Raw genomic sequence first — 15,566 nt, 5'->3', positions numbered from 1 at the left:
ATACGATCCCGCAACACGTGTGCAGGTCAGGAGGCGGAAAGTTGGGCAGGCTCACCGGCGGGGATCCCTCGCTGTTGCGGCGCATCAACGCCACGGTCGTCCTGCGGGCGCTGCGGTCGGCCACCGACGCGCTGACGCTGACGGAGCTGGTGCGCGGCACCGGTCTCTCGCGTCCCACGGTCGAGGGCATCATGGAGGGTCTGCAGGTGGCGGGCCTGGCCGCGGAGTGTGCCGACGCGCCCGGTGAGCTGCGCAGGCAGGGTCGTCCGGCCCGCCGGTACCGCTTTTGCGCCGAGGCCGGACATCTGCTGGGCATCGAGATCGGCCCGCACCGGGTCTCGGCGGTGCTCTCCGATCTGGCCGGGGCGCGGCTGGACCGTGCGGAGCGGCCGATCTCCGAACAGGCGGGCGCCGAGGAGCGGTTGGAGCTGGCCGCCGCCAACGCGCTGGAGCTGGTGAGCAGTTGCGCCGTGGCGCGCTCGACGCTGCGGGCGGTGGGCGTGGGAACGCCCGGGATCGTACGGGCGGACGGCAGCATGCGGCTCAGCACGGCGCTGCCGGGCTGGACGGGCCTCCCTCTCGGCGAGCGGCTGAGGCGGACCTTTCGCTGTCCGGTCCTGGTGGAGAACGATGCCAATGCGGCGGTGGTGGCCGAGCGTTGGCAGGGTGTGGCGTCCGGTTGCACGGATGTGGTGATGGTGTTGGCCGGGCTGAGCCCGGGTGCCGGTTCGCTCATCGGCGGGCGGCTGCACCGCGGCTTCGGCGGCGCGGCGGGTGAGATCGGGGCGCTGCATCTGCTCGGCCGCGAGGCGTTCCCCGAGCGGCTGCTGTCCACGACGGGCGAGCCGCTGCATCCGCTGGACGAGGCGGCGGTGGCCGAGGTGTTCGCGCTGGCGCGCTCGGGCGACGAGCGGGCCGAGCAGGCGGTGGAACGCTTCATCCACCGTCTGGTGCACGATGTGGCGGCGCTGGTGCTGGCCCTGGACCCGGAGTTGGTGGTCGTGGGCGGGTGGGCCGCGGGGCTGGACGGCCTGCTGGATCCGTTGCGGACCGAGCTGGAGCGCTACTGCCTGCGTCCTCCGCGGGTGGCGCTCTCCGCGCTGGGCGAGGACGCGGTGGCGGTGGGAGCGCTCAGGCTCGCGCTGGATCTCGTGGAGGAGCAGCTGTTCGTGGTCGAGTCCACGTAGGGACGGTCGGCGCCCGGGTGCGGGTGCCGACCGGACGCGTGTACGTCTTCGGCCGCCCACCGCGCGGGCGGTGGACGGCCGAAGGTGAGCGCTCGGGCGGGCAGTTGCGTGCGGTCAGCCGGCGAGCAGCCGCATCGCGCCGGAGTCGCCGAAGGTGAGACGGCAGGTGTCGGCACGGTAGGTGGCGACGGTGACCGCTGCGGTGCCCTGCTCGGTGAGGTAGCGGGTGGTCACGACCAGGACCGGCGCACCCGGCAGCCGGTCGAGCAGCCGTGCGTCCTCGGCCTTGGCGGAGCCCAGCTCCACGGTGCGCTCCTGGCCCTTGAGGTCGCGGAGGTGCAGGGTGGCGAGGATCGCCTCCGCCTCCTGCCCCGCGGGCAGCTCGCGGGTGGGCACATACACCAGCTCGGTGGCGACGGGCTGGCTGTGTGCGGCACGGGTGCGGCGGACGGCGTGAACGGAGTCCCCGGCCGCGAGGCCGAGCAGCTGCGCAATCTGGGCGGGCGCGGCGGGGCAGGACGCGCTCTCCGTCTGCCAGGCGTCCCCCGGCTCTCCGGGCCAGCGGTCCGGGGCGGGCGAGACGTCGACACCGACGCGGGGCGGCGAGACGGTGGTGCCCACGCCTCTGCGGCGCTGCAGTCTGCCTTCCAGCTCCAACTGCTCCAGCGCCTGGCGCAGGGTCGCGCGGGCGACGCCGTAACGCGCGGCGAGATCACGCTCGTTGGGCAGGATCTGGCCGACCGTGAACTCGCTGTCCAGCGCTTCGCTCAGCGCCGTCTTCAGATGCCAGTACTTGGGCTCCGGAAGTGCCTCCAGCTGTGTGGTCGCCACCTGTGCCTCCGCTGTCGCTGTCGCCGCCGCGATATGTGAGCTTGTTTCTTAAAGGTTGTTGCGTATGCCTAGGACGATAGGTCGGGCTGTCAACTTGGTCAAGACCAATTCCCTTCCTCGGAACGGCCGATGGGGCGCCGCGGTGTAGCGTCGCTGCGTCGACGGGGCCGGCGCGGCTCCGATTGCTACGGAGGTTCGAGGATGACGCGGCAGGTCACGGTGGTCACCGGTGGCGGCAGGGGTATCGGCGCGGCGATCGCCGTCCGGCTCGGGCACGAAGGTCACGATCTGGTCATCGGGTACGAGCGCGACGAATCCGCCGCCGAGAGCACGGTCGCGCGCGTACGGGAACTCGGCCGTTCTGCGTACGCTTTCCGGGTCGACACCGGGTGCGAGGAGGAGGTCGAGTCGTTCTTCGACCGGGCCGTGGACGCGCTCGGCGCGCCCACCGGGTTCGTCAACAACGCGGGGATCACCGGTCCGTTGGGGAGTTTCACCCACACCCCCGCGTCCACCATGCGGCGCGTGGTGGAGGTCAATGTGCTCGGCGCCCTCTACTGCGCCCGGCGGGCGGCGCGGGAGATGTCGCGCGAGTGCGGCGGGCAGGGCGGAGCGATGGTCAACATCTCCTCGGCGGCGGCCACGCTCGGCGGCCCCGACGAGTACGTGCACTACGCCGCGAGCAAGGCGGCGGTCGACGCGCTGACGGTGGGCCTGGCCAAGGAGCTCGCGCAGCAGGGGGTGCGGGTCAACTCGGTGCAGCCGGGCATGATTCTCACCGACATCCATGCCGCGATGGGGGACGCGCAGCGCCCGTGGCGCAAGAGCGACCGGGTGCCGATGGGGCGGCCGGGCGAGGCGGACGAGGTCGCCGGCGCGGTGGCGTGGCTGCTCTCGCCGGACGCCTCGTACACGAGTGGCGCGGTGCTGCGAGTGGCCGGGGGCCTGTGAGCGCAGCGCGCCACCGGCTCAACTCCCCCGCTGCAGCTGGGTGTTGATGGGCTCGACCTTCTGTGGGTTGGTCCACAGGTAGAGGCGCTGGATCAGTCCGTCGGCGACCTCGATCTGCGCGGCCTGCCGCACTCGGCCCTCCACCAGGAAGACGACCGCTGTCGCGCCGTTGAACTCGACGAGCCGCACCTCGCCGTCGCCGATGGTCTGCTGCGCCACGGCGGCGATGAACCGGCCGACCTTGTCGGCGGTCTCGATGATGCGGCGCGGGGCCTTGGCGTTGCCGCCGCCGTCGCCGACCAGGCTCACGTCGGGGGCAAGCAGGGAGAGCAGCGCTTGCAGGTCCCCGCCGCCGGCAGCGCTCAGGAAGCGCTCGGTGAGGTCGCGGCGCTCCTGCGGGTCGACGGTGTAGCGCGGGGCGCCGGAGTCGACGTGGCGACGGGCGCGGGTGCCCAGCTGCCGGACGGCCGGCTCGCCGCGCTCCAGAACGCGGGCGACCTCGGCGTAGGGGTAGCCGAACGCCTCGCGGAGCACGAACACCGCACGCTCCAGCGGGGAGAGCGACTCCAGCACGACCAGCATCGCCATCGACACGGACTCGGCGGACAGCAACCGCTCGGAGGAGTCCTGAACGGCCGGCCCGGACTCGGTCACCAGGGGCTCGGGCAGCCAGGGGCCGACGTAGCTCTCTCTGCGGTTCTGTGCCTGGCGGAGTCGGTCCAGCGCGAGCCGGGTGGTGATCCGCACCAGGTAGGCGCGCGGCTCGGCGACGTCCCCGCGGTCGGCGGAGGCCCACCGCAGCCACGCGTCCTGGACGGTGTCCTCGGCGTCCACGACCCGGCCGAGCATCCGGTAGGCGACCGAGGTGAGCACCGCCCGGTGCTCCTCGAACTCGCGGGTCAGCCCGTCGGTGGAGTGCAGGTCGGTCGCCATGGGGCCATCTCACCGCAAGGGCGGACGGCCTGTCCACCGCGCCCGCCGCGGACGTCCGCACCGCGCACGGGGCGTACGGGCACGGGCGTACGGGCACGGGCGTACGGGCACGGGTCTGCCGGGCCGCGGGTCGGCCGTGCCGGGGTGTGTACGGGCACGGGGCCGGCGGGCCGATCAGGCGGGCGGCGGGCGCAGGCCCAGCAGTCGGACCGCCTCCGCCCGCATCTGCACCTTGCGCACCTTGCCCGTGACGGTCATCGGGAAGTCCTCGACCAGATGCACGTACTTGGGAATCTTGTGCCGGGGGAGGCTTCCGTCGCAGAAGGCGCGCACCGCCTCGGGATTGAGCGCGGGTGCGCCCTCGCGCATCCGCAGCCAGGCCATCAGCTCCTCGCCGTACTTCTCGTCCGGCACCCCGACGACCTGGGCGTCGACGATGTCGGGGTGGGTGATCAGGAACTCCTCGATCTCGCGGGGGTAGAGGTTCTCGCCGCCCCTGATCACCATGTCCTTGATACGGCCGGTGATGCTCGCGTACCCGTCGTCGTCCATCACCGCCAGGTCGCCGGTGTGCATCCAGCCGTCGGCGTCGATGGCCTCCGCGGTCTTCTCGGGCTGGTCCCAGTAGCCGAGCATCACCGGGTAGCCGCGGGTGCAGAACTCGCCGGGGACGCCCCGCGGCGCCACCGCGCCGGTCTCCGGGTCGACGATCCTGACCTCGATGTGCGGGCCGGGCCGTCCGACGGTGGCCACCCGGCGTTCCAGGCTGTCGTCGGTACGGGTCTGCATGGAGACCGGCGAGGTCTCGGTCATGCCGTAGCAGATGGAGATCTCCTCGACGCCCATGCGGGAGATGACCTGTCGCATGGTGTCCACCGGGCAGGTGGAGCCCGCCATGATGCCCGTGCGCAGGCTGCCCAGTTCGTAATCGTCGAAGTCGGGGACGGCGAGGGCGGCGATGAACATCGTCGGTACGCCGTACAGAGAAGTACAGCGCTCGGCGGCGACCGCGGCGAGGGTCGCGGCCGGGTCGAAGGCGGGGGCCGGGATGACCAGGGCCGCGCCGTGCGAGGTGGCGGCCAGATTTCCCATGACCATGCCGAAGCAGTGGTAGAAGGGCACCGGGACGGCGATCCGGTCGCGTTCGGTGTAGTGCAGCAACTCCCCCACGAAGAAGCCGTTGTTGAGGATGTTGCGGTGGGAGAGGGTGGCGCCCTTGGGGAACCCCGTGGTGCCGGAGGTGTACTGGATGTTGACGGGGTCGTCCGGGTGCAGCCGCTCTCCGATGTCGGCCAGTACGGCGGGGTCGGTGCAGCGTCCGGACTCCAGCAGCGCGCCCCAGGACTCCTCACCGATGAGGACGACGTCGAGCAGATCGGGGCACTCGGGCGCCGCCTGCGCGAGCATCGCCGCGTAGTCGGAGGTCTTGAAGGAGGGCGCCGCGATCACCGTGCGCGCCCCGGACTGCCGCAGCACGTGGACCAGTTCGTGGCTGCGGTAGGCGGGGTTGACGGTGACCAGTACGGCTCCGAGGCGGGCGCAGGCGTACTGGACGAAGACCCACTCGGCGCAGTTGGGCGCCCAGACGGCGACCCGGTCGCCGGGGCGCACGCCGTCCGCCCACAGGCCGAGCGCGACGGCGTCGACCTCCCTCAGGAACTCGCGGTAGGTCCAGCGGCGGCCGGTGGCGCACTCGACGAGCGCGTCCCGTGTTCCGTGCGCCCGTACGGTCGCCAGGAGGTCCGCGCCGATGGTGTGTTCCCGCAGCGGGGTCGTGGTGGGGCCGGCTTCCTGGCTCGGGCGTGTGCTCACGCTGTCTCCCTGCCTCGCACGTACGCGTCCGGCCCCGCACCCGCGGGCCGGCACTCGGGGTGAGTACGGCAGAGGCTAACCAGCCACAGCGCCGGGAGACAGCCCTTTGACCCGGCTCGGGTCACTCCGCGGGCAGGAGGGCTCCGGACTCGTCCGGCCCGGGGTGCATCTTCATCGGCTCCTGCACCTCGTGGTCGCTGGGGCGCGGTGGTTCGGGGCCGTCCGGTCCGCAGCGCACCATGCGCTCGATGCGGCACAGCCGCAGCAGTCTGCCCTCGACCGTCAGCTCGTTGGCGTGTCCGGCTTCGCGGAAGCTCTGCGCCGCCCGCCCGTACAGGGCCGCGCGCTCCTCGTCGTAGCCGTGGATGAGGGGCCAGGTGCGCGTCATCATCCCGTACAGAAGTCTTCTGGCGTCGTGGGGCGTGGGCATCAGCGGGCCGTGCGGGCGCCAGCCGCTCTCCTCGCATTCGGTCACCCCGAAGCCGACGGGCAGCTGCACGATCTCGGGGTGGGTCGTGACCGCCTGCACGGAGTGGCGGCGGACCTCGGCGGGGAAGCGCGAACCGGCGTAGGCGAAGACGCGCAGGCCCAGGCGGGTGGCGTGCCCGGTCGGCGCGCTGTCGGAGGCGTCCGGGCGCAGAGGGAAGCCGGGGTCGGCGGAGAGAGTGTCGCGCCGTTCGTCCCAGGAGGTGTCGTCGGCGTCACGGTCGGTGGGACGCGGTGGCTCCAGCCCGTCGGGGCCGAAGCGGGCCCACTCGTCGGCACGCACCACTCGGTAGCGGGCGCCGAGGACTTCGAGCTCGTTGACGGGCTGGTGCTCCAGGACCGCGACGGCGGCCAGGAGTTCGCGGCGTACGGCGGGGTCGCGGGCGTCGTCGCGAGCCCGGAACCACAGCAGGGAGTTGAGGGCGTCCCTGGCCTGTTGCGGTGTCCCGTCCATCACCGGGGTCTCCAGCCGCCAGTGCGGACCGGCCGCAGGTTCGTGCACGGCGAGACCGAAGACCGGTCCGCGCACCGCGAGTCGGGGGTAGGTGTGGGTTTCCTTCTCGGCGACGAGCTCGGCCTGGATGCCGCCGCGGGCCGGGTTCGCCCGTGCGGGACCCGGCTGTCGCCTCCAGTCATCAACCATGTTCATATTGTGACGCGCCTGCGGGGTTGTGGAGGTGCCGATGCACGAAGTCGTCGGCCGCTGCGGCTGCTTGGCCCGGGCCCGCGTTCGGACGGCAGTGCGGGAGCGCGGCGCCGACGCGGGGTGAGGTCCCGCCTCGGCCGCACTCCCGAAGAGCCGGCCGGAGAGAGGGCGGGGCCCGGTGACGGCGGTGCCGGGGCTCGCGGTCGGTGGTGGTCGGCGGGGCCGGATGCCGGGCGCCCGCGCCGAGCGGTGTGCTCGGCACGGGCGCCGGGGGCGGGACGCTGATGGCGGTGCGCGGACCGTCGGCCACCGGTGGCTGCCGACGGCCCGCGCGAGCCGTCAGCGGGAGGTTCCGGCGGGACCCTCACCGGAGTGGGGCTCGCCGGCCGCGGCTGCGGCGACCACCGGCTCGGCGTCGGAGCGCCGGGCGTCGGTCGCGTCGCTGTCGCCGTTCGCGGCGCTGTCGCCCTTCTCCAGGGACGGCGCGGACTCCTCCTTCATCCACTCGTCGACGTCCACCGTGGTGGGGTTGTCGAGCACGTAGCTGAGTCGTTCGCGGTCCAGGGCGCCGGTCCAGCGGGCGACGACCAGGGTCCCCAATCCGTTGCCGGTGAGGTTGGTCAGGGCGCGGCCCTCGCTCATGAAGCGGTCGATGCCGACGATCAGCGCGATGCCCGCCACCGGGATGACCGAGTCGAAGGCGGTCAGGGAGGCCGCCAACGTGACCAGTCCCGCGCCGGAGACGCCCGCGGCGCCGTTGGAGGAGATCAGCATGAACAGCAGCAGGCCGATCTGGGTGGCGATCGGTACGTCGATCCCGAAGGCCTGGGCGATGAACAGCGCACCCATCGACATGTAGATGGCGGTGCCGTCCAGATTGAAGGAGTACCCGGTCGGAATCGTCATGCCGACGACGTGCTTGGGCGTTCCCGCGGCCTCCATCTTGCCGATCATCCGCGGCAGCACCGTCTCCGAGGAGGAGGTTCCGAGGACGATGAGCAGCTCGTCCTTGATGTAGCGGATGTACTTCAGGAGGCTGAAGCCGGCGGCATAACAGATCGGCCCGAGCACAAGGAAGATGAACAGCAGGCAGGTCAGCCAGAAGGAGAGCATGAAGGAGGCCAGCGAGCCGAGGATGGAGCTGCCGTGCTCACCGATGGTGAAGGCGATCCCGCCCATGGCACCGAGCGGGGCGACCCACATGACGAGCTTGATCACGCCGAACATGATCTTCGCGAAGGTGTCCAGCGCGCGGACCACGGGCTCGGCCTTGCGACCGATCATGGTGATGGCGCAGGCCACCAGGATCGCCAGCAGCAGCACCTGGAGGAGTTTGCCCTCGACGAAGGCGCTGGCGAACGACTCGGGCACCAGGTCGAGGACGAATCCGGTGAGGCCGCCCTGGTCCGTATCGCCGGCGGACTTGATGGTGTCGTCGGCCGCCGAGGTGTCGAACTTGGCGATGTCGTAGCCCAGTCCGCCGCCGGGCTGGATCACGTTGACGACGACCAGGCCGATGGCGAGGGCGAAGACGGTGGTGATGTTGAAGTAGAGCACTGTCCGCAGAGCGAGTCCGCCGGCCTTGGCGAGGTTGCCCATTCCGGCGATGCCCACCACCACGGTGGCGAAGATGGTCGGCGCGATCACGACCTTGACGAGCTTGATGAAGAGGTCGGCCAACCACTTCATCTCGGCCCCGACGCCGGGCGCCAGGAGACCGATGGCGATACCGACGCTGATGCCGAGCAGCACCCAGAAGTACAGGTGCTGGTATATCCGCTTCTTCTTTGGTGCAGCCGCAGCGTCCGCTGCTGTCTCCTGCGTCATGGGCGTCCCATCCCTGTGACTGTTATGGTCGAGATCACAGCACGTTGAGGGTTGAGGGTGCGTCGCGGCAACGAATCCGGGTAAATCTTGAGGTTGATCTGACATTGGCCCGCTCGGCACGACCCACCAGACGCACGGTTCTCCTCTCCGCTCTGGGAGCGGCGCTGGCCGCCGCCTGTGACCGGCAGCCCGACCTCGACGTCTCCCGGCTGACACTCGCCACCGGCCCGGCGGGGGCGACCTACCGCGAGTCCGGCGCAGCACTGGCCCGGGTCTGGAACAAGGCGCTGGCGGGCCCCGTGGTGGAGACGCTTTTCACCGAGGCCGGGGTGGACAACAGCCGGATGCTGCGTGCCGGCGAGGTGGACCTGATCTTCTCCAACGTCGACATCCTGCGCCGGCACGAGGAAGTCGCGGCGCTGCTGCGGATCTTCGACTCGGTGGTGCATCTGGTGAGTCTGCGCGGCAGCGGCATCCGCTCGCTGACAGACCTGCGCGGCCGTCCGGTGGCGTTGGGCCTGCCCGGCTCGGGCACCCGCTTCACCGGCACCCGGCTGCTGGAGGCGGCGGGGGTGGAGGTCGCCTCGCGCGACCTCGGCCAACAGGAGGCCGCCCAGGCCCTGGTGGACGGCGAGGTCGACGCGGTCATGTCGCTGACCGCGATGCCCACTCCGGCCATCAGCTGGCTGCTGGAGTACGGGCCGCCGATCCGCTTCATCGATCTGGCCGCCGAGACGGGGACGTTGCAGAAGGCGCACCCGGGCGAGTACCTGCCGGTGACGATCTCCAGCACCGTCTATCCCGGTGTGCGGACCACCAACACCGTTGCGGTTCCCACGCTCATCGCGATGGCCCGGGACTTCCCCTCCGACGTGGCGCGGGTGCTCGCGCGGGCGACCGTCGAGGAGGCCGACACCCTGGCCCGTACGCGCCCGGAGGCGCACCAGATCAACCCGCGCACGGCGGCGGCGACCGCACCGATCCCGCTGCACCCCGGGTCCGCCGACTGGTTCCGTTCGCAGAAGCCGTAGTTGTACTCAGCCAGGTGGTCGGCGGGGCAGCGGGCGGGGCTGTGTCGGCGGAGGCTGGGCGCCCGGCGGTTCGGAGACGAGCGGGAGCCGTACCAGTACGCGCAGACCGGTGGGGGCGTTGGCCTCCAGGCGCACGGTGCCGCCGACATCCTCGACGACATCGTGGATGATCGCGAGGCCCAGTCCGGTGCCGGGGGTGTTCTGGTGGTGCTGGGCGCGCCAGAACCTGCCGCGGGCGGCACGGCGTTCGCTCTCCGAGAGACCGCGGCCGTCGTCGGTGACGGTCACCGTGCCGCTGCCGTCGCCGAGGGTTCCGGCCCTGCCCGCCCGGCCCCTGGTCTCGCGCTCGCGTTCGCGTTCGCCGTGGTCGACGGACCAGGCGACGGTGACAGCGGTGGCGTCGGCGAGCCGGGCGGCGTTGTCGACGAGTTCGTTGAGCACCGCGACCAGGCCGCCCGGTGGTTGGCGCAGCACCAGTTCCGGGTCGGGTTCGACGACGTGCAGGGCCAGTCCGGCGTCGGAGGTGGCCTGTTCCCAGTGCGGGCGGCCGGCCGCGAAGACCTGCCGGAGCGTCCATGCCTCGCTGTCGCGCACGCGCTCCTCGCTGGCCACTGCGGTGGCGGCGAGCATCGCCTCGAACATCTCGCCCATCTCGACGGCTTCGGAGACCGCCTCCTCCCCCGCCTCGCGTGCCTCCGCCTCGTGCAGCCAGGGGCGGAGGTTCTCCACCGAGAGCCGCAGGCTCGCCAAGGGGTTGCGCAACTGGTGCGCCGCGTCGGCGACGAAGACGCGCTGCCGCTCCAGCGAGCGTTGGACGGTGTCGACCATCGCGTTGAACGAGGAGGCCAGACCGCGCAGTTCGGACGGCCCGTGCTCGACGGCCGCCCGTGCGTTCAGATCGCCGCCGCGCACGTCCGCGGCGATCCGTTCGAGGTCGCGAACGGGCCGCAGGATCCATCGGGTGAGCGGCCAGAGACCGGCGAGCAGCGCGCCGACCGGGACCAGCAGCATCGCGGCGCCCAGCGTCCACTGCCGTACGGTCGTCTGCCGCAGCCCGTCGGTGGGGGCCTCGATCACGACGACGGCGGTCACCTGCGAGTCGCGGCCGACCGGTTCGACCACGCGCAGCGGTGCGCGGGTCCAGGGCCACACCACGCTGGTCTCCACCGCGCGGCTGCCGGCGAAGGCGCGCTGGATCTTCTTGTCGATCTTCTCGTCGGCGGGCACCGGTCGGCCGGGGTCGTGGACGAGGCTGCCGTCCAGACCGATCACCCACACCGGGGAGCCGTACAGCTCCTCGTACGCGTCGAGTTCGGCGTCCAGCCGGGAGGAGTCGCCGGAGGTGATCGCGGCTTCGGCGAGGGTCGCGAAGCGCACCGCGTCACCGCTGCGGTCGATGAAGACCTGCTGGGTGGAGCGTTCGCCGACCACCACGGCGTAGGACAGTCCGACCCCGGCCACCAGCAGGATGAGGACCGGAAGGAGAGCGACGACGATTCGGCGGCGCACCGGGCGGCTACCTGCCCGGCTTCTCGACGGGCTCCAGCCGGTAGCCGATGCCGCGCACGGTGGAGATTCTGGCCGCGCCGCCGAGCTTGGCCCGCAGCGAGGTCATATGGGTGTCGAGCGAGCGGCTGCTGCCCTCGAAGGTGGAGTGCCACACCTGGTCCAGGATGTGGTCGCGTTCGACGACCGAGCCGACGCTGCGGGCGAGCATCACGAAGACGTCGAACTCCTTGCGGGTCAGCCGCAGCAGTTCGCCGTCGAGGTGGACCTCGTGGCGGTCCCGGTCGATGACGAGGCCGCCGTGGTCGATCACCCCGTGCGTCTGCGGCACGCTGCGCACCACGCGCAGCCGGCGCGTGACGGCTTCGATGCGGGCGAGCAGCTCGGCGACGCCGAAAGGTTTGACCAGGTAGTCGTCGGCACCGGCGCGCAGTCCGCGCACCCGGTCGGCTTCCTCGCCGCGGGCGGTCACCGCCAGTACGCCGGTGGACGCCTTCTCGCGCAGGGTGCGGATGACGTCGACGCCGTCGCCGTCGTCCAGGCCGAGGTCGACCAGTGCGAGGTCGAACTCCGAGCGGGCGATCGCCTCCACGGCGTCGCGTACGGTGCCGGCCCGTTCGATCTCGAAGCCCTCGGCCCGAAGCGTCCGGCTCAGTGCACGGGCGACCTTGTCGTCGTTCTCGACAATGAGGGCGCGCATGGGCCAAGACTAGGGCCTGCGGCCGGGATCCCCGCCGGGCTCGCTGCGTGCGACCTCGGACGACGCCTTCGGGACCGGGGCCGGCCGCCGGCCCGCGGTCGGGCGGGTCGGCGGCCGGAGCGGACGGCCGGGGCGCTCCCGGTGGTGCGGCGCTGCGGATCGGAGCGGGGTGCGGGCGGGGCCCGCGTGGTGTCGTGGTGCCGGGAGCCGGTCAGGGGGCCATCTCGTAGGCGCCGGAGAGGTTCTCCACCCGCTGCCAGACCCGGTCCGTGCGGGTCTCGTCGACGACGGGGCGGCGGAGTGCCGCGAGCGCCCACCGCTGCTGCTCCTCGGTGGCCGAGTCCTTGCCGTACAGCTCCACGCAGTGGGTGGAGAAGTCCCGCACGAGCACAGCGAAGAGCTCGTCGAGCACATCGGTGTCGCAGTCGGTCAGCCGGGCCTGCTCCAGGATGAGCTGGGCGTGCACGACGAGTGCGAAGAGCTGGCCGACGGCGAGCAGCAGGTCCAGGTCGCGGCTCTGCTCCTTGTCGGGTGCGGCGGTGGTGACGAACTCGCAGAGCGCGTCGGCCTGTTCGCGGAGGCGGGCCACGTTGGGCAGCTCGCGGTACCCCTCGAAGGCGGTGCGCCAGTCGTGGAAGCGCACCGAGCCCAGGCCGCGGGCCGGACCCTGGCTGAAGAGGAACGAGTCGTCCGCGGCCTCCAGCCGGGTCGCCACCTCGGGGTACTCGGCCGGGTCGAGGAGGTGGTTGGCCATGAACTTCAGGATCAGCGCGAGGTTGACGTGGACTGTCCCCTCCAGCTTGGGCAGACCTCGGATCTCCGCGGACGCCTGGGCGAAGTAGGTGTCCTTCTCGAACCCCTTGGCGGCGATGACGTCCCACATGAGGTCGATGACCTTCTCGCCCTCGGTGGTGACCTTCATCTTGGTCATCGGGTTGAAGAGGAGGTAGCGGCGGTCGTCGGGGCCGGCGGTGCGGAAGTAGTCGACGGCACGGTCGCTGAAGAGCTTCATCCCGACCAGGCGCACGTACGCGTCGGTCAACTCCCGCCGTACGTGCGGGAAGGCGGTGACCGGGCGGCCGTAGAGCACACGGTTGTGGGCGTGGGTGACGGCCTCGTACATCGCGTGCTCGCAGATGCCGATGGAGGCGGTGCACAGGTTGAACTTGCCGACGTTGACCGTGTTCAGGGCGGCGTCGAACGCCTCGCGGCCGGTGTGCAGGACGTCGGCGGCGGTGACCGGATACTGCTCCAGTCGGAACTCGCTGACGTACTTGGAGGAGTCGACGACGTTCTTGACCAGGTGGTACGCGTCGTGGCGGCTGTCGGCGGCGAAGAAGACGTAGCCGTCGGGGCCCTCGATGTCGGTGCGGCGGCCGAAGACGGAGACGAGGCCGGCGGCGTTGCCGTTGCCGATGTAGTACTTGGAGCCGCTCGCCCGGAAGCCGCCGTTCCCGTCGGGCTCGAGCAGCATGTCGGTGGAGTAGATGTCGGCGCCGTGGTTCTTCTCGGAGAGGCCGAAGGCGAACACCTCGCCCTGTTCGAGGAGTTCGGCGGCGCGGGCGCGGGCCTCGGCGTTCTCGCTCTGCCAGACCGGGCCCAGGCCGAGGATGGTGACCTGCCAGGCGTACCAGTAGTCGAGGCCGTAGAAGCCGAAGATCTCGTTGAGCGCGGCGATGCGGGCGGTGTCCCACCGCTTGTCCGGGGCGCCGTCGGCGGCGGCCTCGGGGGTGAGGAAGGTGGCGAACAGGCCCTCCTCGGCGGAGAAGGCGAGGAAGTCCTCGAGCCAGGCGCGGGTGCGGTAGTCCTCGATGAGCCTGCGCTTGCCGCGGGACTCGAACCAGTCGACAGTGGCGCGCAGCAGCCTGCGGGTCTCCTGGTCGAAGTGCGCGGGGTCGTAGGTGCGCGGGTTGAACAGCAGGGAATCCGCCATGACTTCGCCTTCCGGGGTGGGGATCGCGTCCACGGGTGGTTCCGCGCGGCGCCTGCGGCGGATGCGCGTCTCCGCCAGGAATCCTCTCTGCAACTTGTTGCACAAACAAGGCGGACCGGGGGCGTTGAGACGAGCTTCACCCTTTCGAGACCAGGGCCGGAACCGCAAGCCGGGGCATCGAAGGCACTCGCGGAGGCGGGCGAACGCGGAGCGCACACGGGGCGTTCGGGCATCGAAGCGTGCGCGAAGCCTTGACAGTTTGATTGGTCTGGACCAAATTCACCGATGACCGTCGCAACTGTGACCCGGAGGTAGCCGTGAGTCGATGGAGCAGTTTCCGCAGCGCGCCCGGAGTCGCCTTCCGGCCACGTCGGCGGCTCGGCGCCGCACTGCTCGCGGCGGCGCTCGCGGGCGGCGGACTGGCCGCCATGGGCCAGACCTCCCAGGCCGCCGAGTCGGCCCCCGACACCGCCCCCACGACGGCGGGAAGCACGGCCGAGCTGCCCGGACGCGCACTCGCCGGCTATCTGCACTCCAGCTTCGCCAACGGCTCGGGCTACACGCGCATGGCGGACGTGCCCGACTCCTGGGACATCGTCAACCTCTCCTTCGGCGAGCCCACTTCGCCGACCTCCGGCGACATCCGCTTCGAGCTGTGCCCGCAGGCCGAGTGCCCGGAAGTGGAGAGCGAGGAGGAGTTCAAGTCCGCCATCGAGGCCAAGCAGGCCGCCGGCAAGAAGGTGCTGATCTCGATCGGCGGCGCCAACGGCCAGGTGCGGCTGGAGACCGAGGCGGCGCGCGACGCCTTCGTCGACTCGGTCGGCTCCATCATCGACACCTACGGACTCGACGGCCTGGACATCGACTTCGAGGGCAACTCGCTCGCACTGGACGAGGGCGACACCGACTTCAAGAACCCCACCAGCCCGGTCATCGTCAACCTGATCTCCGCGGTGGAGACGCTGGCGGAGAAGTACGGTGACGACTTCGTCCTCACCATGGCGCCCGAGACCTTCTTCGTGCAGCTGGGCCACCAGTTCTACGGCTCCGGCGAATGGGGCGGCCAGGACGCGCGCGCCGGAGCGTACCTGCCGGTGATCCACGCACTGCGCGACCGGCTGACTCTGCTGCACGTCCAGAACTACAACTCCGGCCCGATCATGGGCCTGGACGGCAAGCAGCACACCATGGGCACCGCCGAGTTCCCGATCGCCATGACCGACATGCTGCTCGCCGGCTTCCCCGTCGCCGGCGACGAGGACGCGGTCTTCGAGCCGCTGCGGCCCGACCAGGTCGCCATCGGCCTGCCGGCCTCGACCAACGCCGGCAACGGCCACATCTCCCCCACCGAGGTCACCCGGACCCTGGACTGCCTCACCAAGGGGACCGACTGCGGCAGCTACGAGCCGCACGGCACCTGGCCGGACATGCGCGGCCTGATGTCCTGGTCGATCAACTGGGACGAGTTCAACGACCGGGAGTTCTCCCGGAACTTCGACGCCTACGGGGACTGACCCCGGACCCGGCGCACCGGGTTCCGAACGCCTCCCGCAGGCCGTTCCCACTCATCTCCGACGGCTCGTCCCCACGACGGCTGCGCGGTCGCGTTCCACGCGATGTCCGCGCAGCCGTCGTACTTTTGCCGTAGTACGCGTACGATGCACCCGCAACTCCCCACTTTTCAGGACGAGTTCGCCGCGGCGGCTGCTGCCCCGCAGGCGGA

The 15,566-nt window shown here is 71.3% G+C and carries 11 protein-coding genes and 1 pseudogene; 4 read left to right on the top strand and 8 right to left on the bottom strand.

What is annotated here, in order from left to right; translation table 11 throughout:
* Positions 1-41 precede the first annotated feature (41 nt).
* A complete protein-coding gene (locus JGS22_RS25445) occupies positions 42-1,187 on the top strand; it encodes an ROK family transcriptional regulator (RefSeq protein WP_211039577.1) in 1,146 nt (381 codons plus the stop codon).
* Positions 1,188-1,301: 114 nt separating this feature from the next.
* Here JGS22_RS25445 and JGS22_RS25440 read toward each other — a convergent pair whose 3' ends face one another.
* Positions 1,302-2,018 (bottom strand): GntR family transcriptional regulator, encoded by a 717-nt coding sequence (locus tag JGS22_RS25440; RefSeq protein WP_211039578.1) that lies wholly within the window; start codon positions 2,016-2,018, stop codon positions 1,302-1,304.
* 201 nt (positions 2,019-2,219) lie between these two features.
* Here JGS22_RS25440 and JGS22_RS25435 point away from each other — a divergent pair, with 201 nt between their 5' ends.
* Positions 2,220-2,969 (top strand): SDR family oxidoreductase, encoded by a 750-nt coding sequence (locus JGS22_RS25435; RefSeq protein ID WP_211039579.1) that lies wholly within the window; start codon positions 2,220-2,222, stop codon positions 2,967-2,969.
* A gap of 18 nt (positions 2,970-2,987) precedes the next feature.
* Here JGS22_RS25435 and JGS22_RS25430 read toward each other — a convergent pair whose 3' ends face one another.
* From JGS22_RS25430 to dctA, 4 genes are all read right to left on the bottom strand, one after another.
* Entirely contained in the window at positions 2,988-3,902 is a 915-nt protein-coding gene (locus JGS22_RS25430; RefSeq protein ID WP_211039580.1) for an RNA polymerase sigma-70 factor, read from the bottom strand.
* Positions 3,903-4,076: 174 nt separating this feature from the next.
* Positions 4,077-5,714, bottom strand: coding sequence for an AMP-binding protein (locus JGS22_RS25425; RefSeq protein WP_308405890.1), 1,638 nt, complete (start codon positions 5,712-5,714; stop codon positions 4,077-4,079).
* Between the two features lie 121 nt (positions 5,715-5,835).
* A complete protein-coding gene (locus tag JGS22_RS25420; protein WP_211039582.1) occupies positions 5,836-6,843 on the bottom strand; it encodes a DUF5954 family protein in 1,008 nt (335 codons plus the stop codon).
* Positions 6,844-7,185: 342 nt separating this feature from the next.
* On the bottom strand, positions 7,186-8,673 hold the full coding sequence (dctA, locus tag JGS22_RS25415) for a C4-dicarboxylate transporter DctA (protein WP_211039583.1): 1,488 nt from the start codon (positions 8,671-8,673) through the stop codon (positions 7,186-7,188).
* Positions 8,674-8,777: 104 nt separating this feature from the next.
* Between dctA and JGS22_RS25410 the strand changes: the two genes are divergently transcribed.
* A complete protein-coding gene (locus JGS22_RS25410; protein ID WP_211039584.1) occupies positions 8,778-9,704 on the top strand; it encodes a TAXI family TRAP transporter solute-binding subunit in 927 nt (308 codons plus the stop codon).
* A gap of 6 nt (positions 9,705-9,710) precedes the next feature.
* Here JGS22_RS25410 and JGS22_RS25405 read toward each other — a convergent pair whose 3' ends face one another.
* From JGS22_RS25405 to JGS22_RS25395, 3 genes are all read right to left on the bottom strand, one after another.
* A complete protein-coding gene (locus tag JGS22_RS25405; protein ID WP_211039585.1) occupies positions 9,711-11,213 on the bottom strand; it encodes a HAMP domain-containing sensor histidine kinase in 1,503 nt (500 codons plus the stop codon).
* Between the two features lie 7 nt (positions 11,214-11,220).
* Complete coding sequence (locus JGS22_RS25400; RefSeq protein ID WP_211039586.1) at positions 11,221-11,910, bottom strand: response regulator transcription factor; 690 nt, start codon at positions 11,908-11,910, stop codon at positions 11,221-11,223.
* Between the two features lie 211 nt (positions 11,911-12,121).
* Positions 12,122-13,843 (bottom strand): acyl-CoA dehydrogenase family protein, encoded by a 1,722-nt coding sequence (locus tag JGS22_RS25395; RefSeq protein ID WP_211039587.1) that lies wholly within the window; start codon positions 13,841-13,843, stop codon positions 12,122-12,124.
* Between the two features lie 449 nt (positions 13,844-14,292).
* On the opposite strand from JGS22_RS25395, the pseudogene JGS22_RS25390 reads away from it, so the two are divergent.
* Positions 14,293-15,357: pseudogene (locus tag JGS22_RS25390) on the top strand (chitinase); the annotation flags it as partial.
* Between the last annotated feature and the right edge of the window lie 209 nt (positions 15,358-15,566).

This window comes from Streptomyces tardus (genome assembly GCF_018101125.2).
GTDB classification, from domain to species: Bacteria; Actinomycetota; Actinomycetes; order Streptomycetales; family Streptomycetaceae; genus Streptomyces; species Streptomyces tardus.
This window is presented reverse-complemented; position numbering and strand designations above follow the sequence as displayed.

Coding starts and splice junctions, on each gene's coding strand:
- JGS22_RS25435 (WP_211039579.1), top strand. CDS start 2,220: ATGACGCGGCAGGTCACGGTGGTCACCGGTGGCGGCAGGGGTATCGGC.
- JGS22_RS25420 (WP_211039582.1), bottom strand. CDS start 6,843: ATGGTTGATGACTGGAGGCGACAGCCGGGTCCCGCACGGGCGAACCCG.
- JGS22_RS25395 (WP_211039587.1), bottom strand. CDS start 13,843: ATGGCGGATTCCCTGCTGTTCAACCCGCGCACCTACGACCCCGCGCAC.
- JGS22_RS25400 (WP_211039586.1), bottom strand. CDS start 11,910: ATGCGCGCCCTCATTGTCGAGAACGACGACAAGGTCGCCCGTGCACTG.
- JGS22_RS25430 (WP_211039580.1), bottom strand. CDS start 3,902: ATGGCGACCGACCTGCACTCCACCGACGGGCTGACCCGCGAGTTCGAG.
- dctA (WP_211039583.1), bottom strand. CDS start 8,673: ATGACGCAGGAGACAGCAGCGGACGCTGCGGCTGCACCAAAGAAGAAG.